Annotated in this window: 35 protein-coding genes and 1 tRNA gene; 35 read left to right on the forward strand and 1 reads right to left on the reverse strand. The window is 51.6% G+C overall.

What is annotated here, in order from left to right; genetic code table 11:
* Window positions 1–16: 16 nt before the first annotated feature.
* The 17 genes from LQZ19_RS08570 (at window position 17) to LQZ19_RS08650 (ending at window position 13,087) form a co-directional block, all read left to right on the forward strand.
* A tRNA-Arg gene (locus LQZ19_RS08570) sits at window positions 17–100 on the forward strand.
* A gap of 50 nt (window positions 101–150) precedes the next feature.
* Window positions 151–1,002 carry a hypothetical protein gene (locus LQZ19_RS08575; RefSeq protein ID WP_411047256.1) on the forward strand — a complete coding sequence of 284 codons (852 nt, stop codon included), beginning with the start codon at window positions 151–153 and terminating at the stop codon, window positions 1,000–1,002.
* The gene (locus LQZ19_RS08580; protein ID WP_411047257.1) at window positions 995–1,252 is read left to right on the forward strand and encodes a hypothetical protein; all 258 of its coding nucleotides are present in this window, start codon (window positions 995–997) and stop codon (window positions 1,250–1,252) included. Before LQZ19_RS08575 ends, LQZ19_RS08580 begins: the two co-directional genes overlap by 8 nt.
* A 141-nt stretch (window positions 1,253–1,393) precedes the next feature.
* Window positions 1,394–1,996, forward strand: coding sequence for a hypothetical protein (locus LQZ19_RS08585; protein ID WP_411047258.1), 603 nt, complete (start codon window positions 1,394–1,396; stop codon window positions 1,994–1,996).
* On the forward strand, window positions 1,996–2,748 hold the full coding sequence (locus LQZ19_RS08590) for a DNA-methyltransferase (RefSeq protein WP_411047347.1): 753 nt from the start codon (window positions 1,996–1,998) through the stop codon (window positions 2,746–2,748). Before LQZ19_RS08585 ends, LQZ19_RS08590 begins: the two co-directional genes overlap by 1 nt.
* The gene (locus LQZ19_RS08595) at window positions 2,712–4,310 is read left to right on the forward strand and encodes a DEAD/DEAH box helicase (protein ID WP_411047259.1); all 1,599 of its coding nucleotides are present in this window, start codon (window positions 2,712–2,714) and stop codon (window positions 4,308–4,310) included. The genes LQZ19_RS08590 and LQZ19_RS08595 overlap by 37 nt, the downstream gene beginning before the upstream one ends.
* Window positions 4,307–4,540, forward strand: coding sequence for a hypothetical protein (locus LQZ19_RS08600; protein WP_411047260.1), 234 nt, complete (start codon window positions 4,307–4,309; stop codon window positions 4,538–4,540). Before LQZ19_RS08595 ends, LQZ19_RS08600 begins: the two co-directional genes overlap by 4 nt.
* A gap of 166 nt (window positions 4,541–4,706) precedes the next feature.
* Window positions 4,707–5,102, forward strand: a complete 396-nt coding sequence (locus LQZ19_RS08605) for a hypothetical protein (protein ID WP_411047261.1) — start codon at window positions 4,707–4,709, stop codon at window positions 5,100–5,102.
* Window positions 5,095–5,388 (forward strand): hypothetical protein, encoded by a 294-nt coding sequence (locus LQZ19_RS08610; RefSeq protein ID WP_411047262.1) that lies wholly within the window; start codon window positions 5,095–5,097, stop codon window positions 5,386–5,388. The genes LQZ19_RS08605 and LQZ19_RS08610 overlap by 8 nt, the downstream gene beginning before the upstream one ends.
* Before the next feature lie 147 nt (window positions 5,389–5,535).
* Window positions 5,536–5,730 carry a Lar family restriction alleviation protein gene (locus tag LQZ19_RS08615; protein ID WP_411047263.1) on the forward strand — a complete coding sequence of 65 codons (195 nt, stop codon included), beginning with the start codon at window positions 5,536–5,538 and terminating at the stop codon, window positions 5,728–5,730.
* A complete protein-coding gene (locus LQZ19_RS08620; protein ID WP_411047264.1) occupies window positions 5,727–6,176 on the forward strand; it encodes a hypothetical protein in 450 nt (149 codons plus the stop codon). Before LQZ19_RS08615 ends, LQZ19_RS08620 begins: the two co-directional genes overlap by 4 nt.
* Window positions 6,177–6,187: 11 nt before the next feature.
* Window positions 6,188–6,811 carry a hypothetical protein gene (locus tag LQZ19_RS08625; RefSeq protein WP_411047265.1) on the forward strand — a complete coding sequence of 208 codons (624 nt, stop codon included), beginning with the start codon at window positions 6,188–6,190 and terminating at the stop codon, window positions 6,809–6,811.
* A gap of 29 nt (window positions 6,812–6,840) precedes the next feature.
* The gene (locus LQZ19_RS08630) at window positions 6,841–8,484 is read left to right on the forward strand and encodes a DNA primase family protein (protein WP_411047266.1); all 1,644 of its coding nucleotides are present in this window, start codon (window positions 6,841–6,843) and stop codon (window positions 8,482–8,484) included.
* A gap of 281 nt (window positions 8,485–8,765) precedes the next feature.
* Entirely contained in the window at window positions 8,766–9,458 is a 693-nt protein-coding gene (locus LQZ19_RS08635; RefSeq protein WP_411047267.1) for a BRO-N domain-containing protein, read from the forward strand.
* A gap of 169 nt (window positions 9,459–9,627) precedes the next feature.
* Complete coding sequence (locus tag LQZ19_RS08640) at window positions 9,628–10,248, forward strand: hypothetical protein (RefSeq protein ID WP_411047268.1); 621 nt, start codon at window positions 9,628–9,630, stop codon at window positions 10,246–10,248.
* Entirely contained in the window at window positions 10,245–11,072 is an 828-nt protein-coding gene (locus tag LQZ19_RS08645; RefSeq protein WP_411047269.1) for an NUMOD3 domain-containing DNA-binding protein, read from the forward strand. Before LQZ19_RS08640 ends, LQZ19_RS08645 begins: the two co-directional genes overlap by 4 nt.
* 56 nt (window positions 11,073–11,128) lie before the next feature.
* Window positions 11,129–13,087 (forward strand): terminase gpA endonuclease subunit, encoded by a 1,959-nt coding sequence (locus LQZ19_RS08650; protein WP_411047270.1) that lies wholly within the window; start codon window positions 11,129–11,131, stop codon window positions 13,085–13,087.
* A gap of 25 nt (window positions 13,088–13,112) precedes the next feature.
* Here the strand turns inward: LQZ19_RS08650 and LQZ19_RS08655 are convergent, their stop codons facing one another.
* Window positions 13,113–13,298, reverse strand: coding sequence for a hypothetical protein (locus LQZ19_RS08655; RefSeq protein WP_411047271.1), 186 nt, complete (start codon window positions 13,296–13,298; stop codon window positions 13,113–13,115).
* Window positions 13,299–13,365: 67 nt separating this feature from the next.
* On the opposite strand from LQZ19_RS08655, the gene LQZ19_RS08660 reads away from it, so the two are divergent.
* The 18 genes from LQZ19_RS08660 (at window position 13,366) to LQZ19_RS08745 (ending at window position 25,018) form a co-directional block, all read left to right on the forward strand.
* Entirely contained in the window at window positions 13,366–14,091 is a 726-nt protein-coding gene (locus LQZ19_RS08660) for an NUMOD3 domain-containing DNA-binding protein (protein ID WP_411047272.1), read from the forward strand.
* A 48-nt stretch (window positions 14,092–14,139) separates the two neighbouring features.
* On the forward strand, window positions 14,140–14,403 hold the full coding sequence (locus LQZ19_RS08665) for a hypothetical protein (RefSeq protein ID WP_411047273.1): 264 nt from the start codon (window positions 14,140–14,142) through the stop codon (window positions 14,401–14,403).
* A 135-nt stretch (window positions 14,404–14,538) separates the two neighbouring features.
* Window positions 14,539–16,125 carry a phage portal protein gene (locus tag LQZ19_RS08670; RefSeq protein ID WP_411047348.1) on the forward strand — a complete coding sequence of 529 codons (1,587 nt, stop codon included), beginning with the start codon at window positions 14,539–14,541 and terminating at the stop codon, window positions 16,123–16,125.
* Window positions 16,115–16,456 (forward strand): hypothetical protein, encoded by a 342-nt coding sequence (locus LQZ19_RS08675; protein WP_411047274.1) that lies wholly within the window; start codon window positions 16,115–16,117, stop codon window positions 16,454–16,456. Before LQZ19_RS08670 ends, LQZ19_RS08675 begins: the two co-directional genes overlap by 11 nt.
* Window positions 16,453–16,878 (forward strand): hypothetical protein, encoded by a 426-nt coding sequence (locus tag LQZ19_RS08680; protein ID WP_411047275.1) that lies wholly within the window; start codon window positions 16,453–16,455, stop codon window positions 16,876–16,878. The genes LQZ19_RS08675 and LQZ19_RS08680 overlap by 4 nt, the downstream gene beginning before the upstream one ends.
* Before the next feature lie 3 nt (window positions 16,879–16,881).
* Window positions 16,882–17,055: a hypothetical protein gene (locus tag LQZ19_RS08685; RefSeq protein ID WP_411047276.1), complete on the forward strand. Its 174-nt coding sequence runs from the start codon at window positions 16,882–16,884 to the stop codon at window positions 17,053–17,055.
* Window positions 17,056–17,058: 3 nt separating this feature from the next.
* Entirely contained in the window at window positions 17,059–17,325 is a 267-nt protein-coding gene (locus LQZ19_RS08690) for a hypothetical protein (RefSeq protein ID WP_411047277.1), read from the forward strand.
* Window positions 17,326–17,406: 81 nt separating this feature from the next.
* Window positions 17,407–17,832, forward strand: coding sequence for a hypothetical protein (locus tag LQZ19_RS08695; RefSeq protein WP_411047278.1), 426 nt, complete (start codon window positions 17,407–17,409; stop codon window positions 17,830–17,832).
* A gap of 48 nt (window positions 17,833–17,880) precedes the next feature.
* Window positions 17,881–18,009: a hypothetical protein gene (locus LQZ19_RS08700; RefSeq protein WP_411047279.1), complete on the forward strand. Its 129-nt coding sequence runs from the start codon at window positions 17,881–17,883 to the stop codon at window positions 18,007–18,009.
* A gap of 242 nt (window positions 18,010–18,251) precedes the next feature.
* Window positions 18,252–19,472 (forward strand): S49 family peptidase, encoded by a 1,221-nt coding sequence (locus LQZ19_RS08705; RefSeq protein ID WP_411047280.1) that lies wholly within the window; start codon window positions 18,252–18,254, stop codon window positions 19,470–19,472.
* Window positions 19,463–19,813, forward strand: coding sequence for a hypothetical protein (locus LQZ19_RS08710; RefSeq protein WP_411047281.1), 351 nt, complete (start codon window positions 19,463–19,465; stop codon window positions 19,811–19,813). Before LQZ19_RS08705 ends, LQZ19_RS08710 begins: the two co-directional genes overlap by 10 nt.
* Window positions 19,814–19,899: 86 nt before the next feature.
* On the forward strand, window positions 19,900–20,982 hold the full coding sequence (locus tag LQZ19_RS08715; protein ID WP_411047282.1) for a major capsid protein: 1,083 nt from the start codon (window positions 19,900–19,902) through the stop codon (window positions 20,980–20,982).
* Window positions 20,979–21,164 carry a hypothetical protein gene (locus tag LQZ19_RS08720; protein WP_411047283.1) on the forward strand — a complete coding sequence of 62 codons (186 nt, stop codon included), beginning with the start codon at window positions 20,979–20,981 and terminating at the stop codon, window positions 21,162–21,164. The genes LQZ19_RS08715 and LQZ19_RS08720 overlap by 4 nt, the downstream gene beginning before the upstream one ends.
* Window positions 21,161–21,391 carry a hypothetical protein gene (locus tag LQZ19_RS08725; RefSeq protein ID WP_411047284.1) on the forward strand — a complete coding sequence of 77 codons (231 nt, stop codon included), beginning with the start codon at window positions 21,161–21,163 and terminating at the stop codon, window positions 21,389–21,391. The genes LQZ19_RS08720 and LQZ19_RS08725 overlap by 4 nt, the downstream gene beginning before the upstream one ends.
* Window positions 21,388–21,786: a hypothetical protein gene (locus tag LQZ19_RS08730; RefSeq protein WP_411047285.1), complete on the forward strand. Its 399-nt coding sequence runs from the start codon at window positions 21,388–21,390 to the stop codon at window positions 21,784–21,786. The genes LQZ19_RS08725 and LQZ19_RS08730 overlap by 4 nt, the downstream gene beginning before the upstream one ends.
* On the forward strand, window positions 21,783–22,436 hold the full coding sequence (locus LQZ19_RS08735) for a hypothetical protein (RefSeq protein WP_411047286.1): 654 nt from the start codon (window positions 21,783–21,785) through the stop codon (window positions 22,434–22,436). The genes LQZ19_RS08730 and LQZ19_RS08735 overlap by 4 nt, the downstream gene beginning before the upstream one ends.
* A gap of 108 nt (window positions 22,437–22,544) precedes the next feature.
* On the forward strand, window positions 22,545–24,131 hold the full coding sequence (locus LQZ19_RS08740; RefSeq protein WP_411047287.1) for a hypothetical protein: 1,587 nt from the start codon (window positions 22,545–22,547) through the stop codon (window positions 24,129–24,131).
* Window positions 24,132–24,139: 8 nt separating this feature from the next.
* A complete protein-coding gene (locus tag LQZ19_RS08745; protein WP_411047288.1) occupies window positions 24,140–25,018 on the forward strand; it encodes an NUMOD3 domain-containing DNA-binding protein in 879 nt (292 codons plus the stop codon).
* Window positions 25,019–25,030 lie beyond the last annotated feature (12 nt).

Here is a 25,030-nt window from a genome sequence, read left to right on the forward strand (position 1 = left end):
GGAGAGACGGGCATATGGGGATGTGGTGGAATGGTAGACACACCGGGAGGCCTCCCGGCGGGCGGAATAAACCGTGCAGGGTCGAGTCCTGCCATCCCCATAGGTGAATGTTCCTGCATAAATAAGTGCCAGGGGTACAAGGCGGCGTAAGTGCGGCCTCCCGAAAAACAAACAAATGCAGGTGGTGAGCATACGCGATACTGGCAATCCAATGGCAGCCAGTCCTATAAAGCGCAGGCCCAAAAACGGCGCAATGGTGTTACGGCCCATGCGCAACGAGAGCGGAGAGGGAAAGACACTGGCTGGGCTCCGTTGAAGAAAAGCCATCCCGATCCGTGGGTAGGCCGCCAAGTGCGGTTTTTCGAGGGGGAGATTGTGAAACGGTGCAGTAAATGTGGTGAACTGAAAGATGAATCAGAGTTCAACAAAAAAAGTGCAAGTAAGGATGGTTTAACCTCACATTGTAAGGAGTGTGCCAGTAAATATTATCAAAAATACTACGAAATCAATAGAGATAATATTTTAAAAGATATGAAAGAACATTACATAGATAACCCTGATATTTATGCGGAAAAGCGAAATATAAGAAGGGAAAAGAAAAATGCTACTGCTAGGGAAAAGCACAGAATATATGTTGAAGAACATAAGGATGAAATACGGGAAAAGGAAATTCTTCGTTTAAGAAAACGGTTAATATCTCTGAATAAAACAATTTCTCTTTATAACGGTCAATGTGAACTTAAAAAAACCAAAGAGGAAAAACTTGAAACAAAGAGTAAGGGTTACAAACGTTGTTATGCAAAAAACCGAGAAAAGGTAATAGTACGGAACGCAGAGTATTTTAAAAATAATCCTGAGTATTATGCCCGGTGGATGGCAAAAAAGGAATTTAGAAAATGGGGGATAAAAAATCCCCCGGAAGATTTACTTGAAATAAAAACAGCGCACATTCTCCTTGTAAGGAGATTAAGAAAAGCCAAAAAGGAGGCAATAAATGGCTAAGGAAATCGCGGTGATTAAAGGCAAAGAAGCGGTAGGTTTGGATGATGTACGGGGTAAAAAGAAATACCTTTACAGCGTTTTAATGCGTTCCATTGAATCTATTGATAACGGGGGCGGACAAGACGCCCGAGCTGATGCTGATGCAATATCAAACGCCGCCGGAAAAGTAGTAAAGCTCATGGCAACAGAAATACTGTACGGTGAACATATCGCACGGGGACGAAAAATGATTGACATCCTTGAGGATTGACCGTGATTAGGGAGGGGGCTTGAACAGACAGGGACCGATAAACCGCCGGGCGCGAGCGTGCTACGTCAACGGCGTGTACTGCAAAAACATGACCGTCGCAGCGGAAAAAGCGAGCTATATCACTGACAGGAGCATAGGAGTATGGGAAATTCACCGGGTACTAAAAGGCAAAAAAAGTATAAAAGGGCTAACCATCACCGAATCCCCCCCAGCACGGGAATTCAACCCCCTGAATCAGCCTTCCGTCTTGCCACGGAAGCGGAATGGCGCGAAGCGTACCGCGAAGCCTATCTCGCCCGAAGCGGCGGAGCTGAAAAGGCCGAGGGGACGTCCGAGGAAGCAGGTATTGGAACCTACCGATATATCGACGCCCGAAATCCCGAAGAAGTCTCGTCATACGAAAAGCACCGCCAAGCCTACTGGGACGCCATCAAAAAAGACTATCTCGCCCGAAGCGGAGGCCCTGAAAGCATGGCTGAACGGCAAACGCCCGGCGAAGCGGAAGGCGCCCCCGCCGGAGCGGAAGCACAGCCTCCTCAGAGTAAACATCCTGGACCAGGGACTCCCGGAAAAATGGCGGTAAATCCCGACCGCTGCCATGACTGCCTCGACATCACAGGCCCCATCTCATGCCAGAGCGGCCCCTGCCCGTACATCGACACCCGCCCTGACTTCGTGGACAAATCGGTGAGTAGGATGCTCGCAGCCCTCCGCAGCCGTGGTGTCGAGGCGGCACAGAAGTGATGTTGATAAACGATCACATGGAAAATGTGAAGCAGTACAACATCCCTAAGGCGCAGCTCATCATTGCCGACATCCCGTATAACGTGGGCAACAATGCCTATGCGTCAAGCCCGCAGTGGTACGAAGGCGGCGACCGGGAAAACGGTGAATCGAAACTTGCCAATAAAAGTTTTTTCCGTGGAGACGAAAACTTCAACGTGTATAACTTTTTTATGTTTGCTACCCGTATGCTCAGGCCCGAACCAAAAGAGACCGGGAAATCGCCTTGCATGATTGTATTTTGCGAATTTGAACAGCAATTTGAACTTATACAGTTTGGTAAAGAGCATGGATTACCCCATTATCTGAATCTGGTATTTTACAAAAACTACTCCCCGCAAGTTTTGAAAGCGAACCAGCGTATAGTGGGCAATGCCGAATATGCGGTTTTGTTTTACCGTGATAAACTCCCAAAGTTTAACAACAACGGGCGCATGGTTTTCAATTGCCTTGAATACAAGCGGGATACCGAAACCCCGAAAGTACACCCCACCCAGAAAAGCATCCACGTTATCAGAAACCTCATAGAACTATTCACCGATCCCGGTGACGTGGTAATAGACCCCTGCGCCGGATCAGGGGTGACCCTTTTAGCCGCTGAATGCCTAGGCCGTAAATCCTACGGCTTTGAATGCAAGCGCGAATTCTGCCATGCTTTTGAATCCACGATTGCAAAATGCGTACAAACAGAATTATTCACGGGGGCGCAGTAATGCTCCGTGACTACCAGCAACGCTCCGTCGACGACGCCCGCCGGGAGCTGGCCACCCATGACCGGGTATTCCTCCAAAACCCCACGGGGAGCGGGAAGTCCGTCATCTACGCCGCCATCATCGAATCGGCCTACTCCCGCGACAACACCGCATGGATAGTCGTTCCGCGTCTTGAACTTGTAGCCCAGATGAGCGCCCACCTCACCAAGTGGCACGTCCCCCACGGCATGATCACCGCCAGCAGCAAAGAGAGCCGGGCGTACAAGGTACACGTGGTGTCCATGCAAACCGTCAAGCGCCGCATAAAAGATGGCAAAATCAAAAACTTCCCGCGCTTGCTCCTCATCGACGAAGCGCACCTGTCCCTGGACACCCAAAAAGAAATCATCGCGGCCCTCCCTGAAACCAGCAAAGTCATAGGCTGTAGCGCCACCCCCGAACGCCTCGACGGCAAAGCCCTCTCCGATGTGTACCAGTCCATCATCTACGGCCCGTCAATCCCCTACCTCACGCAGGCCGGCTTCCTCGCCCCGGTACGCTACTTTGCGCCGCCTGACATCAACATCAATGACCTCAAGTTTATCCGCGGCGAAGCGGACGCCACTGAGCTGGAGAAGCTCCTGACGGCCCGCAAGGTGTACGGGCGCTGCATCGACTACTACCGCCGATTCGGCATAAACCGCCCCGCCCTGATTTTTTGCCGGACGTTGAAATCAGCCGAGCAGACCGCCGCGCAATTCCGGGAACACGGCTACAATTTTGAGTACATCGCCGGAGACATGAGCCACAAAAAGCGCCAGGATCTCCTCGACGCCCTCGACCGTGGCGCCATTCAGGGCCTCGCCGCCGCTGACCTCCCCACCTACGGAGTAGACATCCCGCGCCTCTCCTATATCGCCTTCCTCCGCCCCACCCAGTCCCGCGCGTTATTTTTCCAGATGTGCGGCCGTGGTATGCGTATCGCTCCCGGGAAACAGGACTGCATTATCGTGGACCATGTAAACTGCCTGCAATTTCATCAGTCCGCCGGGATGCCCCTCATTTTCTCCGATCACGTCTCATGGGCATTTTACGGCCGTGACAAAAAACAGAAAGAGGCAACACCCCCCGCATCAAAGCTATGCCCCTACAACGATTACGAATACTGCTGGAAGCCCTCCTGTGTAGGCTGCCCCAAAAAGCCCGAAAGCGCCGAGGATCCCCGGAAAACGGTCATCGTGGACATCCCCCTCGAAGAAAAGAAAGCCCCCATTTCCCTGGCGGCCATGCTCCCCGAAGAAAAGCAGGAGTACCAGGACCGCATAGGACGCGCCACTGACGAAGCGCAGGAGGGCTTGCAATCCGGAGAAATCAGGCCCGGACCCATCGGGGAGCTGCTGGCAATCGCCAAAGAATTAAATCGAAAACCAATGTGGGTGTACTGGCACCTTACGGAGGCAACCCGGTACACAGTGAATGTCCCGCTGATCTATGAAATCGCCCGGCAATGCGGGTATAAGCCCGGCTGGGCATGGCATAAAGCCAACGAAATAAAAGCGCAGAAAATGGAGGCGGCAGGATGAGCGAATACGAGGAAGCGATACATGAGGCGGCGCGTGAACGGTTTGAGTTTCAAGAAAAGAATAATTACACGATTCCTAATTTTTGCAAGGATTGTAATCATTGTTCAATGAAAATAATTAATAATGAAGCTATCCCTATGATTCAATATGAATGTGACTTAATCCAAAGCATGAATAAGGGGATTCACGGATATGCACATTGTGATTTATACGATGGGATACCATTTTGAAAGATCCTGACTGGTTTTATTGCAGTGATTGTAAGTATCATGCCTGGATTAATGATGATCATGGTTGGCCTAGTGATAAACCTATTTGTAAACTACGCAAGTTATACCTTGCATATATCGAAGAATGCGATGATAAAGAAATTATTTGTAACATGGAGCAAAACCAATGACAGAACACTCCGTCCAATCCGCCTGCCTCGACTGGCTCGCCTCCCGCAACATCAAAGCCTGGCGCAGAAACATCGGCGTAGCCTTCTACCAAAACGCCGACGGAACCCCGCGCCCCGTAAGATACAACAAAAAAGGCATGAGCGACATCACGGGGGTATGCAGTGTTTATAAAGAGTTTGTATTTGAGGATGACGAAGGGGAATACGTTAGGGCATTACCTGTTCCCGGTATCCGCCTGGAAATCGAAGTGAAGCGGCCCGGCGAAGTACCGACGAAGGAGCAAACCGCCTTCATCGACATGATAAACCGCGAGGGTAGCGTAGGGATATGGGCCGACAGCATTGATATGCTGGAAGCAAAGCTCAAAGAAAAAGGAGTAATTTATGGGTGAAATGATTGAATTGTTGGACAATGATAGGTTTATTGTCATCAATCAAAAGCGGTTTGATGAATTAAACGAAAAGGAAAAAACAGGGCCAGACTCATTTTTCCAGTCATCCATTGCCGTATTAAAGGTTTATGAGGCATTAAACAATTTTTCTACGGAGTATGAAAAATCAACTGGTAAAAAACTGAATCAGAAATATATCGTTTGCAACCAAGATGAACCATACGCCGAAGAGGTGGCCCGGATTATCCTAGAGGGCGAAAAAGCAAAGCTCAAAGAGAAGGGGTGATTGTATGAAAACAGGTGGGCCGGGTACAGGAAATAAGGGGTGTTTAGATTGCAAATATGCATCTTATACATACAACCATAAAAAGAAATTAAAAATGAAGTGTAAGCGCATGGGAAATCCATGCCTAAAAGAAATAAGGAGGAACCAATGGCAGAAAAACTAAAGCCCTGCCCGTTTTGCGGAAATAAACCTGAGTGGGGCAGTGAAAGGACAAGCCTTAACACATACTGGTGGTTATTTTGTAATAAAACAGAGTGTTTAATTCAGCCCGCTACACAATCGTATGGAGCAAGGGAAACAGCAATCGAAGCCTGGAACCGCCGGGATGGGGAATTGAAATGAAACTAAAAACCTACGTCGCCATGGTAAACCCCCGCTTTGAAATCCCCATCACAGAAACCCTGTCGGCGATTGAAGCGGGTAATCCCCTCCCGGAAGTATACAAACGCCACACCATCCGCGCCAACTATGCCTTCTGGGAAAAGCGCATAAATGCCATAAACCGTGGCGAAGGCGTTCTGTCAATCCGCGTATGGGAAGGCAAGCCCTACCGAAGCAAGCAGCGGGAGATCGCCCGGCTGGAGAAGGTGGGGATACAGAAACTTCATTTCGTTAACTTTATGGGCGCATATTATAATTTCACCATAGAAGATTTAGAAAAGCAAACTACCGAGATCGATTTTGCTAAAAATGATGGGTTTAGTAATTTTGACGATATGCTTGCGTGGTTCCATGATTATCCATCTGGCGATATGGCAATAATCCATTTCACTTCGTTCAGATATTAGGAGGTTGAACAATGGCTACTAACATTGATATTACCGGAAAGAGGTTCGGTAAACTAACGGCAATCTGTTATGAATTTACCAGAAATAGTCACCAATTCTGGCGTTGCAAATGCGATTGTGGAAAAGAGGCAGTTATTGAAAAAGGTAGCTTAGGGAAAGGTTCAAAATCATGCGGTTGTGTTAAGAGAGAACATCTCATAAATATAACCAGAAAGCATGGTAAATCCAGAGAACGGCTATATATTATTTGGAACGGTATGATTCAAAGGTGTCATGGAAAATTAACTACCCATAACAGCGAGTATCAAAATAATTCTATAACCGTTTGTAGCGAATGGCGCAATGTTGATATTTTTTATAAATGGGCGCTTGCAAATGGTTATAACGAAAGAATGACAATAGATCGTATTGATAGCAATGGAAACTATTGCCCGGAAAATTGTCGATGGGTAGGCATGAAGCAACAAGCGGAAAATAGGGGGTCTACTATAATTATTGAATACAATGGCGAGCGACTATGTGCTGCCGACTGGTCAAAAAGGCTAGGGGCAAAACATAACATTGTTTTTCAAAGAATAAAAAGGGGATGGGATAAAATAAAAGCTGTTTCATGCCCTATTTCACTACCGGAATAGTTAAAAAACCCGAGGGAGGGGAATTATACATGACAGCCGCTGACATCCACGACTTTACCCCCGAGGAACGGGCGGAGTTTGAGAACCACTGCGCTACCCTCAGCGATATCGGGAATATGTCCCGGCCGGAAGCCGAGGCGGAGGCGCTGGGGATTATCCGGGGACGGCGGAATGGGGCGCATATTGACGACATCCAGCGGAAGCAGATCCGGGAGGTGGCGCGGTTTACGATGCCGGACCCGGACTATACCCAGGTTTTTGAGGCTATCGAGGCGCGGGTCCGGGACAAGATGCGGGAAAAATCGGTGTATGAGTTTCACCCCACCGAGGAAGGGCAGACTGAGGCGGTGACGCTGTATATCGACGGGCTTATCCGGTACGTGGAGGGATTGGGATGGGCGGCGTATGATGGGCAGGACGGGACCTGGCGGACTGATATCGGGGAGCATGTGGTCAATAAAATCATACAGATTGTCGCCCGGGAACGGTGGGACTTCCGGGGGGCCGATGAGTCCCGGGACTATTTCCGCTTTGTGGAGCGGCTCAATACGGAGCCGGGGGTACGGCATGTGGAGAAGATGCTCCGGCCGCATGTGATGGACAAGGCAGAGGTGTACGACAAGAGTCCGTACGTGATTAACTGCCACGGGATGGCGGTGGACCTCAGGACGGGGAAGTATAACGCCAGTATCCCGGAGCTGCGGTTTATGCGGACGACCGGGTGCCAGCCGGACTTTGATCAGCTGGAAAACCCTACCGGGGACCACGGATGCCCGCATTTTATTGATTTTCTGGCGGATATTACCTGCGGGGATGTTGATTTAGCCCTGTGGATTATGCGGTGGTTCGGGTATTGCCTTACCGGGGATATTTCGGCGCCGTTTTTTGTGGATTTACACGGGAAAGGGCGGAACGGCAAGGGGGTATTGCTGCATACCATGGCGAATATCTTTGGCGGATACGCCCGGACAGTGCCGGATGAGCTCATAATCGACGACAGCCGGGCGGGAAACGTCAAACATGCCTATGCGTCGCTTTTGGGGGTACGGCTGGCGATTGCCGACGATGTAAAACCCGGGCGACTTAATCTGTCGTCGCTTAAAAAGATTACCGGGAAGGATCCGGTGGAAGCGGAGCGGAAATATCAACACCCGTTTACCTTTTGGCCGACTTGTAAAGTAACCCTGGCGAGTAACCACAAGCTGTCACTGCCTGAGACCGGGGATGCGGCGACGGACCGGATCAAGTTTGTGCCGTTTAATTTTTCGGCGATTGGCCGGGAGGATTTTACCCTGGAGGACAAACTCATCCGGGAGGCGCCGCAAATCCTGGCGTGGATTATCCGGGAGGCAGGGAAGTACCTGGCGGCCCCGGGAAAGCCCGGGTTTCCGCCATGCGCGGCTATTGACAAGGCTACCGAGGATTACATAGCGGGGGAAGATATCATCCAGCAGTTTTTGGACGAAAAGATGACCATGAGGGACAAGGACGCGCGGATAAAGGCGAGTGATCTGTATAAAGCGTATAAAGAGTGGGCCTATGAGAGCGGGGAAAAGCGGCCTATGACTACGACAGCCTTCGGGCGGAGGATGAGTAGCAAGGGGATGGATAAGGTGCATGATGTAAATGGGTGGTGGTATATGGGTATTAGAGCCAAGGGAATGTATGATTAAATATACATGTAAATAAAAAATAGTACCTGCATACTGAATGCGGGTATTTTTTTGCCCAAATCCTGACGGGTTTGACGGGTTTACCCTATGTTTCCAAGACTTTATATATACGCGCGTTATATAGGAAGTTATGGAAATAGGCCTAAAACTCGTCAAACCCGTCAGCGGTAAATCGCCCTATTGACGTTAGCAAATTCGCATTGAATAGTGATTATATGCTCCTCTGTGTTGCATGCAGCGGAGTAAATTCCGTCCTTTCGGGGACACACAGAGGAGTTTTTATGAATGAAAATGAGGTTAATTCATTACAAAACAATGAATTACAAAACAGCGTTATTCCGTTTGGTTTTGAGAGTTTTCCGGTACGGATGGTATTACAAAACAATGACCCGTGGTTTATCGCCTATGACGCCGCCGATATTTTGGGCCTAGAAAAGTCAGGACATACCTTTGAAAACTTCCCGGACAGTGAAACTGGGTGGTATACTATACCACTCAGGTCCGCCAACGGGACTATCCAAAACAGAAAAATGCTCATTATCAACGAGCCCGGCCTTTACCGCCTGATATTTCAATCCCGGAAACCAGAAGCGGAAAAATTCAAAACATGGATATTTACCGAGGTAATCCCCGAAATCCGTAAATCCGGCACCTTTTTACTTGACCCAAAGGCCCGTGAAGAATATATCCGTAACCGCCACGCTGCCCGTGATCTGCGCCAGCTCAGAGAAGCCCTGCGGGACTCACGGGACAAGCCCCGCATAGCCCTGGAACAGGCTATCCATGACCGGGACGAAGCCCGGGAACGGGCAATGGAATGGGAGCATGAGTATTGGGAAGCTGAATCAAAGCTCAAAGCCATGGGGCATAAGCTCAGTGAGTTATCCTGGGCCTTTGATGATATCAAAAAAGAGTATCGTATGGTTGACTCATGGGATATCATGACCCGGGCAGAGAAAGAATCGCAGGAATAATAATCCCAGATCATCAAGGTACTGTACGGGTGGGTGGGGTATGTCACGAGCCCTAAGTCGCGGCCCCGCGCTCTCGCCACCACGCAAAATTTTCCCGCACCTGTTTTTTCATCTTGACATTATCACATAAAGTGTCATACTTACCTCATAACGCCGGGAGGCGTCAGCTATGCCCAAGAAAATCATCGACTACCCCGCCGAGAAGCGCCCGCTCCTCAATGCCCTCGAAATCGCCGAGCAGGCCCACGCCTCGAAAACATCAGCCCAAAACCTGATCCGGGATAAAAAAATCCCCGTGGTGAAAACCGAAGGAAAAACAAAATACTACGCCGCCGACAACCCCGACATCCAGCAGTTTATCGCCGACTACCACGAAGCCGAAAAAGGCAAAGCCCAGCAGGCAGAATTCAAAAATACGAAAGTAGGCCTTGAACTCCGCAAGCTCCGCGCCGCCGCCGAAAAGCTGGAAATCGCCAACGAAAAAGCCCGGGATGCCCTCATCGACCGCCACCTGGTATCCGTAGCCCTCGGCCGCATCTACTCAGCCCACACCTCCATCCTCATCCCCACGGGCGCCAAAATCACCGACCAGCTCGCCGCCGAAGCCGCCGTATCTGACCCCGCCGTAAAACTCCGTATGCAGGAAATCCTCGACGATGAACACTATTCCTTTTTGGCCACCATCGAAAAAGAGATCAACGAGTTTTTACGAAAGTACAAGGAACCCGAAATCGGCGGCGACCTACCGGAAAAGATGGGCCTAAAGAAAAAGCGCCCAAAGAAAAAATGACTATTGACGTTAGCAGATCGCTGGGCAACGATAAAACTATGAGCTACGGAATAATCTATAAAGCCACCGGACCCACGGGCAAAGTGTATATCGGACAGACAACAAGAAAATTGCAGGATAGAATAAACGGGCATAAATGTGATGCCTTAACTCATAACGCGGGAGGCAGATTTTATTATGCCATCCGTAAATATGGCCTTGACGCTTTTTCCTGGGAACAAATCGACACCGCCAATGACCACGAAGATTTACAGCAAAAGGAAATCTACTGGATAGCATTTTATAAATCAAATAATGCCAACCATGGATATAACCTTACTGCCGGAGGAGGGCAGCCAGTTGTAAATAAAGAAGTTGGAAAGATTCGTGGTGAAAAAAGGAAAGGTCAAAAACACACCCCAGAAGCACTACAAAAAATGAGAGAGGCAAAAAATAAACATTGGGCCGATCCTGAATATCGTAAGCATATGGTAGAAGTACACAAGGGGAAAATTCTACCACCTGAACAACGGAAAAAAATGGGTGATTCGAGAAAGGGGCATATCGTAACTGAGGAAACCCGCAGAAAGATCGGTGAAGCAAATAAGGGAAATAAGCCTTGGATATACGGATTAGGACATTCAGAAGAAACAAAACAAAAGCTGCACGAAAAAAACAAGGGTGATAAAATATGGAGCGTTAAAATCACCGAGGAAACCGCCCGCCAGATAAAATCCGATATCGCGGAAGGTATGCGTAATTGTGATATTGCCCGGAAATATGGGGTAAGAGTTTCCATTGTTGAAAATATAAAATACGGGTTGGCCTGGAAATGGGTGGCATAGAAAGAGACATCGAGTTTCTAATAGAAAAAATATCCCTAATCCCAAAAAATCCCCCCATGCGAAGCATAGCGGAATACGTCGAAGGCCGCCGCATACTCCCATCAAATACCCCCTTCCCGGGCCCGTGGAGAAACGCCCGCACCCCGTACGGCGTAGAAATTATGCAAAATTTTTCTCCCTATTCGCCAATTCAAACTGTTGCAATCATAAAGCCCAGAAAAGTAGGATTAACCACAATCATGGAAAATGTCGTTGCCTACTGGATGTCAGAAATGCCTACAAAAATTTTGTATTCAACAGCGACCGAAGAATTAGCCAAGGAATGGTCCACTACAAAAATTGAAGAGGTTATAGATACCCTGGGTTTCCGAAATAAAATTACTTCTAATTCCTATAATCCAAAGTCGCACCGAAGCGGATCAAACCTCCGTTATAAAGAATTCGCAGGGGGTCGTTTAGACATAGCTTCCTCTCAGTCCATGGACGCCAAGCGCCAAAAAGACATCCGCGTCCTCATGGTTGACGAAGTAGACGGCCTGGATAAACAGCTCACCACCGGGGAAGGCTCCTGGATCGAAGTCCTCAAAGGCCATACCCTTTCCTGGGGAAACCGCAAAAAGATCGCTTTCTTTTCCTCCCCCACCACCGACGAAAATTCCCAAATCAAAGAACTATACGAAGCCGGAGACCGCCGCGTTTTTATCGTCCCCTGCCCGATATGCGGCAAACCCCTGGAACTCAAGATGAGCATTGACCCCATGCCCTACGGCCTCCATGCCGATACCAAGGCCGGGGAAATCCTTACCGCATACTATCTCTGCGAACACTGCGGCGAACCAATCTTTGATCACCAGAAAAAAGATTTCTACTCATCAGACCCCCACTGCCTCCGCTTCCCGCAAAAAAAACTGGACCCCTGCCACTGGGAGCCAACCGTAAAATCCACCGACGAATACTACCGCTCCTACTCCCTCAACGCCCTCTACAGCCCCCTCGGCATGGTATCCTTTACGGACGTATACAAAGAGCATATTAAGGCCGAAGCCGGCGGCCCCGACGCCATGCGCAGCTATGTAAACCTCTACGCAGGCCAACCCTACAAAGACCAGGGCACCCGCCCGAAGCTCGCCAAAGTCCTGGAACACCGCGGCACCTACCCCGCCGGCGACGTCCCCCCGGGCGTCCTTTTTTTGACGATGGCCTGCGACATACAGCGAGGATCCGCGAAAGAGCGGGGCAACGGATCCCGGATCGAGTTATCGGTTATGGGCACGGGCCTCGGCTATCGCTCATGGATAATCTGCTACAAAGTTTTTGAGGGCCCAACTGACGACGCATACAGCGGAGCCTTTGAGGATATGTATGAGTGGATGAAAAGCATCGACGGCACCTTTTACAGCCGGGAGGGTATCCGCTTCCGCATAAGCATGATCGGCATCGACTCCGGAGACGCCGCCGATGGAAGGGCCGACGTGGTGTACCGCTTCGCCGAGCGGTGGAACCCCTTCTGTTACCCCATCAAAGGTTTCGCCCAGCTCACTGCCCGCCGTGGCGAAAAAGCCGACATCCCCGGTGCCGCCAGCTTCAAAAAATACCGCCTTGCCCGCATTGGCACCGCCGGGGAATATGTGATAGAGATCAGCACCGCCTACTACAAAAACCTCCTGTTCTCCCGGCTCAACATTCCCCCCGCCGACGGCCCCCAGCAAAAACCCGGATACTGCGATTTTCCCTCCGACATGGCCGACGATTTTTTTGTCCAGCTCACAAATTCCGAAAAAAGGGCCGACGGAAGTTTCCGCGACATCGGAGCGCATGAAGTAATGGACACCGTAATTTATAATTACTGTTTAGCCGACGCATGGCTCGACGCCCAGGTACGGATCGCGAAAGAACAGCGACGCGCCGCCGGAGTAGACCCGACCCTCATAGAACTAACCACAAATAGCAAAACCGTACTAAGCCTCCTTGAAACCCAGCTCCTCGCTTATGGCGCATCGCAAGACCCCCGATAAAAAAATCACTCCCCCAGGGTAGAGACTATTTTTTCTTAGGCCGCCCACCCTTAGATACTTCCCGGATAAGCTCCACCACAGCGGGATCATACTTAGCCGTAGGACCATCATACCCTATGGGCTTTATACCCTTGGTTCTAAGCCGTGTCTTTGCCGCCTTCGGATGTATCCCCAGGGCCGCCCCGATCTCATTTACATTCATGCCTTCCATGCTACCATTATCGGTAAAAAAAATCAATACAATAGTGTACTAGGTTATTGACAAACATAGAACAATAGTGTACTATGTTTTTAAGGAGTTAATCATGCCATACGGAATCATTTACAAAGCCACCGGACCTACGGGCAAAGTATACATAGGCCAGACCATACAATCGTTTGCCGAGAGAAAAAAGGGCCATAAAATAAGAGCTGTAAAAAAAGATCGCCGATATTCTTTTGGTATAGCCATTTTAGAACATGGCTTTGAAAGTTTTGTATGGGAACAAATCGACACCGCCGAAACCAAGGAAGAGCTGGGCCAGAAGGAAAAATACTGGATAGCCCACTACCAATCCGACGACCCGGAGCATGGCTATAATATGACAAGCGGAGGTATTTCTTTTGTTCCCAATGCCGAATGGAGAAAAAGAAACAGCGAATCACACAAAGGTCTACCATCACACAACAAGGGAAAGCACTTATCCGATGAAACCAAACGCAAACTAAGCGAAGCATTAAAGGGTAAACCAAAAAATCATAGTAAAGGCTGGGCTAAAGGGGAAGGTCATACAGAGGAACACCGCCGGAAAATTAGCGAAGCATTGAGGGGTGAAAAAAATCCCATGTTTGGAAAGCACCCCTCAGAAGAAACACGGCGCAAATTAAGCGAAGCGCAGAAACTACGCCAGAAACACGAAAGACAAAAAAGGCTGACTGCCCAGACAGAGGCCGGGGACGCGGTAAACCCCGAAGGAGAATCTGGACAGCCAGTCTATAATCATCCTTGCCCAGCGATCTGCTAACGTCAATACCCCCTTGACGTTAGCAGCAGGGCACCCCACGCTAAGATCATGACCCAGCAAGAACGCCAGGAACGGATCGCCTACCTCAAATCGCTGCGAACCAAAGTAGAAACCGCCCTCTCAGGCGCCGTAATCAACGCCGAGATCGAGAATTATTCCTTCGGTGATTCCGACGGCACCCAGTCCGCCCGCCGCAGAAAACCCGCCGAACTCATGGATATGCTCACCCGGATCAACGCCGAGCTGGATACCCTTGAGCGCCTAGATCGATCCGGAGGTGGTATCCGCACCTTTTCGACAAAGCGAATTTAGTCTATTGACGTTAGCAAATTTATAGCTGACCATAAAAATATACCGTCGTGATGACGGAAGGAACCAATGGGTATACGATCCACCATCGCCGGACTATTCCGGCCCCGAGCAAAACAAGCCCCCCGCGCCACCGCCATGGTAGACTATGACGGAGTTCGCACAACTCATTTTTATGGGCAAAAATTTCCCGGCGGATTATCAAACTCCCACCCCTCATTAAACATCGATGCCGCCGCCCTTCGCCAGCAGGTCCGGGTTTTATCCCATACCTCAACACAAGCTGCGGCATTGATTTCGCGGGATGTTGACACAGTGATAGACAGTGGGTTGATGCTATCACCCGAACCCCAGACCGACATCCTCGGCATAACCCCCGAGCAGGGCGAAGCGTGGGCTGCCGATGTCGCGACTCGTTTTGACTTATGGGCCCAGTCACAACTCTCTAGCATCACGGGCACCATGAATTTTTACACCGCCCAGCGGCTCATGCAACGCTACCTCTCCCGCGACGGTGAATGTTTCGTCCATCACTCCTATTCCCCCGACCCGCGCCTCCTTAACCCCTTACAGTTTGCCCTCATCGACCCGGACCAGATCCGCGAAAACGGTTTTATCAGCACCATGGGACTTTTAAATCTCTACGAAATCGCCGATGGAATAATCCGCAACGCCCACGGCGAAGAAACCGCGTACAAAGTGTGGTACAAAACCGCCGGAACCCCCATAGTCCAGATGAAAAACATCCCCCGCATTGGCAAATCGGGCCGGGTCATGATGACCCACGGCATGGAATATACCTACGCCGGACAGGGCCGCGGCTTCTCCCCCCTTGCGGTATCCATCCAGGACCTCGAAAACATCGTGGACCTCGCGATGGCCCAAATCGAAAAAGCCAAAAATCAGAGTAACATCGCCTTTTACACCGAGTCCTCCGGCGACCAGCCCGCCTCCGACCCCTTCGCAGGCATCCCCCGCATCGGCGAAGTCCCCTCCGGCCCTGCCGCCGCCGCCTTCGGGAACACCCCCACGCCCCCCGCAGGAGCCCAGAACGTAACCCCCGAATCCCTTGAACCCGTATACGACCCGATCCCCAACACCACCGTCCGCAAACCCGGCAGCGTCGGCATTTTCAATATGCCCTCAAAGCAAACGATCAAGCCCTTCCCCAACACCGCCCCCGACGTGCAATTCAACGCCTTCGTGGACGCGTACTTTTCCTACATCGCCGCAGCCAATGGCCAGAGCGTAGAAACCGTGCTGATGAAATTCAGCAACAACTACAGCGCCTCCCGAGCCACCCTCATCCTCACCTGGCGCATCGCCGTCCAGCGCCGCTACAATCTCGCCTGTTACCATCTGGATCCGCTCTACGAATCATGGCTCCAGGAAGAGATCGCCGCCGGCCGCATCACCGCCCCCGGCTGGTCCGACCCCCGTATGCGTGCCGCGTGGCTGAGGCATCGCTGGAACGGCTCCGGCGCCCCCGTGATCGACCCCTTAAAGTCCATCAACGCCGCGAAAGTTGCGGCAGAAATCGGGGCCACCACCCTTGAAGATATCGCCATGGAGTACAGCGGGGCCAGCGGAAAAGCGAACCGATCAAAGCTCGCCAAAGAATACGACGACCTCCCCACGCCCCCTTGGACGAAAACCACCGAAACCGTGACCGTTGAAGAGGATGGCGAAAAAGAAACCGAAAAGGAGAACAAAAATGCAGATTGACCAGAACTTTTTATTTTCATTTTTTGCCGCTGTTATATCCATCGGAAGCGTTATCGGCAGTTATTTTACCCTCAAAGCGAAAGTCGGCGAAAACGCCAAAGAAAACGAGCGGCAGGAAACGGCCATAAAAGAATGCGCCACAAAAATAGAACTACTCGCCGTACAGAAACGCCTCGAGGAAGACCGGACCCGCAACGACGAACAGCACCGCGAACTCCTGACCTCCCGCAACTCCCAGGGCGAACGCCTTGGCCACCTCGAAGCCCGCATGGAAGCCATCCTCGACGGCATAAACGACATCAAAAAAGAACTCTCCCGGAGAACCGCATGAAAAACGGAATCCAGACCTTTTTACAGGAAGCAGGCGAATCAGCCTGTTACGCCCTCTGTATCATCAAAATAGCCGAGGATATACTGGGCCACGAACTCGACCCCATAAGCTCCCTGCTCCTTGGCATCGAAAAGCATTGCATCGACTACAACTGGCAAGATGAAACCGACAACAACAATTTCTACGTCCGCGACCCCGCCCATTTCCTCTCCGGCCTCATCGGCAAAACCGTAACCGTCCGCGTAGAAAGCGCCGACCTGAAGCCCGCCCCTCATGAGTACGCCGTCCAATGCTGGCAACGTACCAAAACAGGGCAAGTCATCACCCACTTTAAAATTGCCGGCTGGGACCCACTGGTACATAGCGTTACAGTAGCACAAGGCCAGATCGCCAGCCTCCGCATATTTACGGTTAAGGAGTAACTCATGGTAACAAAGAAAACTGTTGTAATAGTTTCAAATGGAGAATGGAAAATAACATCAGAAGAAGATATCATTGTTATTTCATCTCAATGTGGAAGGGCAATGGAAGTACATAAATCTTTTTTACCCACCCTTGCAGAGGGCCTTAACGAATATCTTGAAGCAATAAAGGAGTAACCCATGGATTTACAGCTTATCAAAGAACTGGCGATAATCGCCTTTACCGCCATCGGCATTATCGAACTGTTGAAAAACTATATCAAGCCAAAGGACCCCAAAAAAGTATGGCCTATCGTGGCCATCCCGCTTACCCTGGCCCTCACCGCCGCCTACTACCTTCTCCCGCAGTTTATCACCATCGGTCTTTTATCAGTGTCAATTGTACAGATAGGATACGATATCATCCTTCAGGGCTTCAAAAAATTAATAACAAAGGTAGCGGAGTAATTGTGGATCAACCCTGGACAAAAAAAGATACTGTTTTTATTCTCATTATCCTTGTCCTGGCTATTATTTTCGTCAGCATTATTGGTATCACAAGAACAGACCGTGATACTGTCACGGGAAAACTACGAAGCATTGAAAGCGAATACCGAGCAGTTGCGTCGTCTTTACGAGAATCAGAGCAGCACGCTTTCGAGCTTACGGATGAGTTATACCGATGTTATGACGCAATTGAAGCACTCCGGGGAACTGGTGGAGACATTAAACTTTCAATTGGCGGCGCTATCGTTTCAGGCGAAGCAGTCGGCGGATACATCGATGACCTTGGCGGAACAATTACAGACCTCAACGGCATCATTATCCAGTACGAACGCATCTTTGCGGAAACAGATAGCCGAAACCGTCCGCCTTGAAAAGCGAACCACCCGGTATAAGTACCTCGCCATAGGCGCCGTAACCATCGGCATAGCGGGCCTTGTGGCCGGCATAGTATACGGATTGTTGAAATAAGTGTAATGGGGTATTGACGTTAGCAAAATAATACCCAAAGGTGATAGTATGGACAACGAAACCGAAAAGGCGATCCGGGAATATTGGGAAAAGCTCCAGGAATATATAACCCCCGAGTTTTTGTCAAACATCTACGAATTGCCCGTATGGCATTTTGAGGAAGTATTAGGCATATAGGAGCAAATCAAACGCGGTAAAAGTTTGAGGAAGCCCTGAACGAAGTTTTATATGCGGCTGACCCCGCATGGACAAAAAAATATCTCACTGAACGGGCAAACGCCAAGTCCGAGGACTTCAAGGCGGCGGAGGAATTACTCATCGCCTCCCTGTCAAAGCTCCCGGACCCCGGAACCCCTGAAGCCGTAGACAAGATTTACACCCGCGAAGGCGACGAAGCCCACATCCGTATCGAAGGCCCCATGACCCCCGAAGGCCCGGACTTTTGGGATGTCCTGTGGGGCTACGGTGGCACCAGCTACAAGACGATTGCCGCCGCCATGGACAAAGCCCGCACCGATTACGGCGTCAAAAAAGTTATCTTTGACATTTCCACCCCCGGCGGAACCGTAGACGGCGCCGACTCCGTATGGCAAGCCCACATGGCCCTTAGGTCCGAAAAGCCCACCGAAGCCCATGTATCATCCCTGCTCGCCTCAGGCGGTTACTGGATCATGTCCCCCGCCGGAAAAATACTCTCCACATCCCCCACCGACATGATCGGCAGTATCGGTGTGGTAGTCGTAACATACGACTGGACCGAATCCGATAAAAAAATGGGCCTGAAAGAAATCACCATCGTATCCAAAAACGCCCCCAACAAACGCCCGGACCCCGCCACAAAGGAAGGCCGCGATGTTATCCAGGACCAGCTCGACGCCATAGAGCGCATTTTCTACTCCCGCATCTCCGCCGGCCGTGGCGTAACCAGCGCCCACATCGCCGAGCATTTCGGTCAAGGCGGCCTCCTCGTAGCCGCCGACCCCAGCGAAGCCAACGACGCCATCAAAGCCAACATGATCGACGGCCTGATAAGCGGTACCACCATCGGAACCTTCGACATTTCCGAATCGCGCACATTTTTTGTACCAGCCGCCATTGGCGGAACCTTTAATGCAAACGCGGAATACCCCGCCGTTCCCAACACTGTCACTACGCCCCCGTCCGGGGGATCAACCATACCCGCCCAGGCGGGAACAAAGCAGGAGGGACAAAACATGGATTTGTCCGAATTACTCAAAGCTAACCCCTCCGCCGCTGCCGAACTCGACCGCTTAAAGGCCGACGCGAAGGCGGAAGGGCGGAAGGAAGCAACAGCCGAAGCGCAGGAATTGCAAGCCAAATGCGCCACCTATCTCGGAAGTCCGGCCTACGCCAAAAAGCAGGCCCTTTCAGGCCTCATCGCGGATGTACTCACCGGAAAAAAGAGCGTAGACACCCTCGACGCCGTAGTAACCATCCTCGACCAGCAGGAAGAGTCCGAAAAGTCAAAGGAAGCCCAGGATGAATCCTCAGCCCTCGGCCCGGTCCCGGCTCAGGCTCCCGACGGGAAGAGTGGCGATGAAAAAGCAATCGAAGCGGCATCCGCTGATATCCTCGCGAAGGCGAAGGCACAGCAGGAAGGAGTGAAAAAATGGCTCTAATCGGCACCTTTACCCCCGTAGATTTATTCAACGGCCTTTTTCCCGTCGTGGAAGATGTCCGCATGATCCCCAACGGAACCCCCGCCTTTAGCAAGGGCGCAATTCTCACCGCCGCCAATATCCCTGTGGTATCCGCCGGAACCCCCGATGTGATAGCCCTGGAGGATATCGACGCCTCCGCCGCATCCTCCCCGGTACGCTGCCCCGTGGCCCTCTCCGGTGGGTTTAACAGCAACGCTCTCAGCACCGGGGACGCCACGGACCCCATCACTTTCAAGGATGTCCTCCGTACAAAGTCCATTTACATCAGGCCCGCCATGCAAAAAGGCGGCGACGAATAAACAAATCGGGCGGGCGGAACGTCGGGAGACGTACCTACCCCGCATATTAACAGTAATACTGTCGAGATGACAGAAAGGAAAACGCAATGCCTCCCATTCCCCAGAATTTGATAAACTTATACGAAACCCGTACCATGATTCCGTATCTCGCCATTAACCCCGGCGTCCCCATGTTTTTACGGAACCGCCTCTTTACCAATGTCCGAACCTTCGATACAAAAACTATCGAAATCGACATCAAAAAGGGCGGCCGTGACACCGCGGTCTACGTGGACCGGAAAAGCCCCGGTAACCTTGTCGAACATGACGGCTACGTGAGCTTCGCCTATAAGCCCCCGTACTCCCATGAGTACAAAGTCCTCGGCCCGGATGATTTCCGTTTCCGGGAACCCGGCGAGAATGTGTATAACTACACGCCCCCCGCCCAGCAGTTCTCCGAAAAAGTGAGCGAAGACTTCGCCGACCTCGACACTCGGGGAAACCGCCTCGAGGAACTCCAGGCCGTTGACCTTGTCACCACCGGGAAAGTAATCCCCCGTGACAAGGACGGCAACGCCTTCCCCGAAATAGACTACGGCATGAGGGAAAGCCACAAGCCAGTCCTCGCCGGAACCGCCCTGTGGACCGACCCCTCGGTAAAGAAAAACGACATCATCGAGCAGATGGAAGACTGGAACACCGACCTCCTGGTCCGCGACGGTACCCGATCCGTAGGCCTTGTTATCATGGGCCGTAATGCCAAGAAAGCCTTCATCCGGAAAATGGACCCGGACGACGAAACCGCAGGGCTGAACAGCGTTCGTGTCAGCCGTGGCGAAGTCGACCCGATATTCCTTCCCGAAGGTATCGAATACGTGGGCCGCTTCAAGGAAATCGGAAACGCTCCGATTTACTGCTACACCGAATGGGTACGGGACCCCTGGACCAAGCAGGTCCGCCCCCTGTTCCCCGAAAACATGGTAATCATGGTCGGCAACGGCGCCCGCTTCGACCGCAACTACGGATTCATTGAAAACATGAACGCCCTTCGCGGCCTTCCCCGTTTCCCCTGGATGTACAATGACCCCAGAGGAAAAGGCATCGAGACCCACCTCGAATTCTCCCCGCTCCTGTCGCTCTACGAAGTAGATGCGATTGTAGCCGCCACCGTAACGGAGGACGTAGCATGAAAATCGAAGCCATAGGCCACAGCATCGTAACGCGGAACCCCGAAACCCGCACAAACACTACCCATCTCCCCGGGAAGCCGTTTGAAATCGACGAAAAACAGGGGGGAATACTCATCAATCGGGGTGTAGCCAAACGGGCAGACACGCCGCAGATTGACAAGCCGGCGGAGGTGAAAAAATGATCATCCCCAATGGCATCGACTTTTACATCGGCCGTAAACAATACGGCCCCGGCTCTGAGCTCCCGGCAAACGCCCCCGCCGCCATAAAATCGGCAGTAGAAAAGCGCATCGCCGAGCTGAAGGAGGCAGAGACTAAGCCCTTGCAACTCTGGAGCGGAAGCCCTCAGGCTACGGTCCCTCAGCCGGAACCAAAAAAGGAAGAACCGAAAAAGGACGAAAAAAAATGAACCTGCGGGCCCTGGCGGAACACGATTTGGAAACAACCCTGACCGGGGACTTCGGCCTCCCGGTGATGCTCATACCCCCCGACGGGGACCGTTTTGACACCACCGCCGACGGCCGCCCCCTCAAGGGCCGCTTCCTCTGGTCCCAGCCGACGGTAGACCTCGACACCGGCGAAAAGGTATCCGTACCCGCCCCCGTGTTGACCCTCCGCCGCTCTGACCTCATTCGCGTTCCGGAAACTGGGGAGAATTGGTTTGTTGATGGCCCAAAAGATTCTTGCGAAGATGCCGAGTATACCACATATAAAATCGATACTACCCATGCACTTGATGGTGGAAAATCACTGGGTAAGATACGTTTACCATTACTGTATGTTGAACAAGGAGTTGCGGAGTGATACTGGAAGCCTTTGCAGTAAAAAACGCATTAGAAAATCTACTCATCGATAAATCACAAGGCAAATACTTTGTAGTAGGCGTCCGAAACCGGAAAACCGATGCTAAAAAAGTATGGGAAGTACCTCAAGTCACGGTTTACTACCAGTCAGGCGCCTTCCCCAAGGATCACTCATCCATCGCAGGCCCGTACCAGCACAGCGCCACCATAAAAATCGAGCTCCTCCTCGGGGCCGTCGCAACCGTAGACCTCGCCACGCTGAAAAGCCCCACAGCCTCGCCCGCAGATATCGCCGCCGCCCTCGCCAACAGCACCAACGCCACCGCCGAAGTGGACGCCAAAGCGGATGAGTTACTCTCGCTGCTCTTTGACATCATCATGCAAGCCGGCAACCGCACCCTCGGGCTAGATTATAATCCTGCACGCTGGATTACCGCCATGCAAAAGTACCCGCCCCAAACCCAGGGCGAAATCGTACTCATGCCCGCCAGCATGACCATGACCTACGAAGTCCCGGAATATACAACATCCGAAGAGGGCGTCCCCGGAGAAGTAATCGACACCATCGCCCAGATGACCGCCGACACCACCGGGGAAACAATGGACGACGCAAAACAGGGCGCAACGGTACTCGTTGACCCGCCCCTTTAACAAGCGACTGCCCGCACGATAGGGAAAGCCTAGTGGAACAGGGTTCAGACCCGGCCTCAAAACCGGGAAACAGTAAAACTAACGCCGTGATGGCGTAAGGAGTAAAGTATGGGAAACATCGGAAGTTCCTCCCTTGCTGCCGGAACGGCGGTAGGGATTCAGAACGTACCTTTTTCCGCCAGTGCCGAGGTACTGCCGCGAAAGGTGCTTATTATCAGTACCGCCTTGTCCAGCCACGTCCAAAACGTGATCACAGGCAAGCCCTTCCCGGTCCTCAGCCCGGAAGATGTCGCGGACAAAACAGGCGCCGGGGGCATGGCACACCGCCTATCCCTCGCCGTAACCCGGGGCTCCTCAGGAAGCGTGCCCGTGTATCTCCTCATTGAGGATGACAATGGCGCCGCCACACCCGCCACCGGAACCATCACCCTAACCAACGAAGGCCCCCACGCCGCCGGAGTCCTCTCCCTCTACGTAGCCGCCAAGCTCTACGCCATCCCCATCATCGTGGCCGACACCGTATCCTCGATAGCCGCCAAAATCGTCGCCGCCATAAACGCCGACGACAGCGCCCCGGTAACCGCCGATCACGTTGATGGCGTCGTAACCGTAACCAGCAAAAGCCTCGGCCCCTGGGGTAACGGCATCACCGTCGCCATCAACCAGCGCCTCGAACAAAACCAGGCCGTCCCCGATGGCCTCAATATCGCCATCGCCGCCATGACAGGAGGCGCAGGCCTCCCGGACCTCGCCGACGACTTGCCTAAAGCACTGGGCTCCGGAGACAGCGCCAACAAAGAATTCTTCACCGATGTAGTCCACGGCTACGGCGACGACGCGACCATCCTCTCCGCCCTCTCCCAGTACGTCGGCGAAGGCAACGATTTTGTCCAGCTCTACTCCCGCCTCGTCTCCCGCCCGTTCCGCTCCCTCTGTGGCAGTGTAGCCTCAGGCAGCGCAGGCCTTGCAAACCTCATCACCTTGGCCAACGCCCGCTTGCAGGATCGCTGCAACGGCCTCATTGCCCGCCCGGGAAGCCTCACCCATCCCCAGGAAATCGCGGCTGAGGCCATCGGATACATGGCCATGGTCAACAACGATGCCGCCGAAGCAGGCTACACAGGCGCGGTCCTCTCAGGCATGGACCCCGGCATAGTCGCCGCAGACCAGGGACAGGACTGGACCACCGAGTACACCGCCCGCGACCTCGCCGTAAAATCCGGCATCTCGCCCACCATCATCGATGGCGGAAGCGTCCTCGCCCAGAACATCGTGAGCTTCTACCGACCCGCCAGCATCCCTGTGGTATCGAATATGTACCGCCGCATGAGGGACATCAGCATCACGCAGAACGTCCTCAATGCAGTAAAGGTAACGTTCAGCTCCGGGAAATGGCAAAATTTCACCGTGGTGGCCGACGTGATGACCGTTCAGAACGCCCGAAGCCGCGCGAAGGCCCGGGACATCGGGATGGTCAAGGACGATCTCCTTGCCCTCATCAACGCCTTCATGGCTCGCGGCTGGCTCTTTGAAACCAGCTACAGTATCGGCGAACTCAAGAAACCGGACGCAGTACAACTACGCGCCGGGGGAACCGGGTTTGATAACACCATAAAACTGATCTACTCAGGCGAAGGGAACATCACCGACACCATCGTGTACGTCGATTGTGCCTTCTCTATTCTCGGAATATAGGGGGAACCATGGCATACGGTATCATCTACAAAGCAACAAACTCTATTAACGGAAAGGTGTATGTTGGTCAGACAACTCTACCGATAGAAAAACGAAAGGCCCAGCATAAATCAGATGCAAAAATTAAAACCGGGCACTTTCAAAATGCAATCCGTAAACATGGGTTTGATGCTTTTGTTTGGATGATACTGGATACCGCCGAGGGCAAAGAAGAATTAGATGCCAAAGAAGAACAGTGGATAAAAATAGCGAATTCTTGTGATAACAAATTTGGCTATAACGTTAGAAGCGGTGGTTCTCATGGAAAGTTAACCGAAGAAGCAAAAAACAGAATAAGCATTTCTCGCAAAGGAATACTACCATGGAATACCGGAAAGAAAATGTCCGCTGAACATTGTAAAAAACTTAGTGACGCTCATATCGGTATAAAGCCTTCTCCTGAATCAAATGAAAAAAGGCGAAAGACACTTACTGGTATTACAAGAAGGAGCGGGTGGCATCATACCGAAGAAGTAAAACAGCATCTTCGCGAAATATTTTCCGGAGAAAATGCTCCTAATTTCGGAAGACATTTTGGAGATGAAACCCGCCGGAAAATCAGCGAAGCAAAGAAGGGCACAAAACATACCGACGAAGCAAAAAAGAAAATCAGCGAAGCCGGAAAAGGTAGGACAATGCCCGAAAGTACAAAAAAGGCATTATGGGAAGGAAGATTAAAAACATTTCAATATCCAGTTGAACTTGTAATAAAAATAAAAACTGATATTGAAAAGGGAGAACGTATGTGTGACATATCGAAAAAATATGGAATCGCCTATTCCAATGTAAAGGCGATTAAAAATGGCCGTGCATATAAACACGTTACTATTACTGCCGTTTCGGCATAACAGGGAGGAAAC

The organism is Treponema primitia, assembly GCF_046533075.1.
GTDB classification, from domain to species: domain Bacteria; phylum Spirochaetota; class Spirochaetia; order Treponematales; family Breznakiellaceae; genus Termitinema; species Termitinema primitia_B.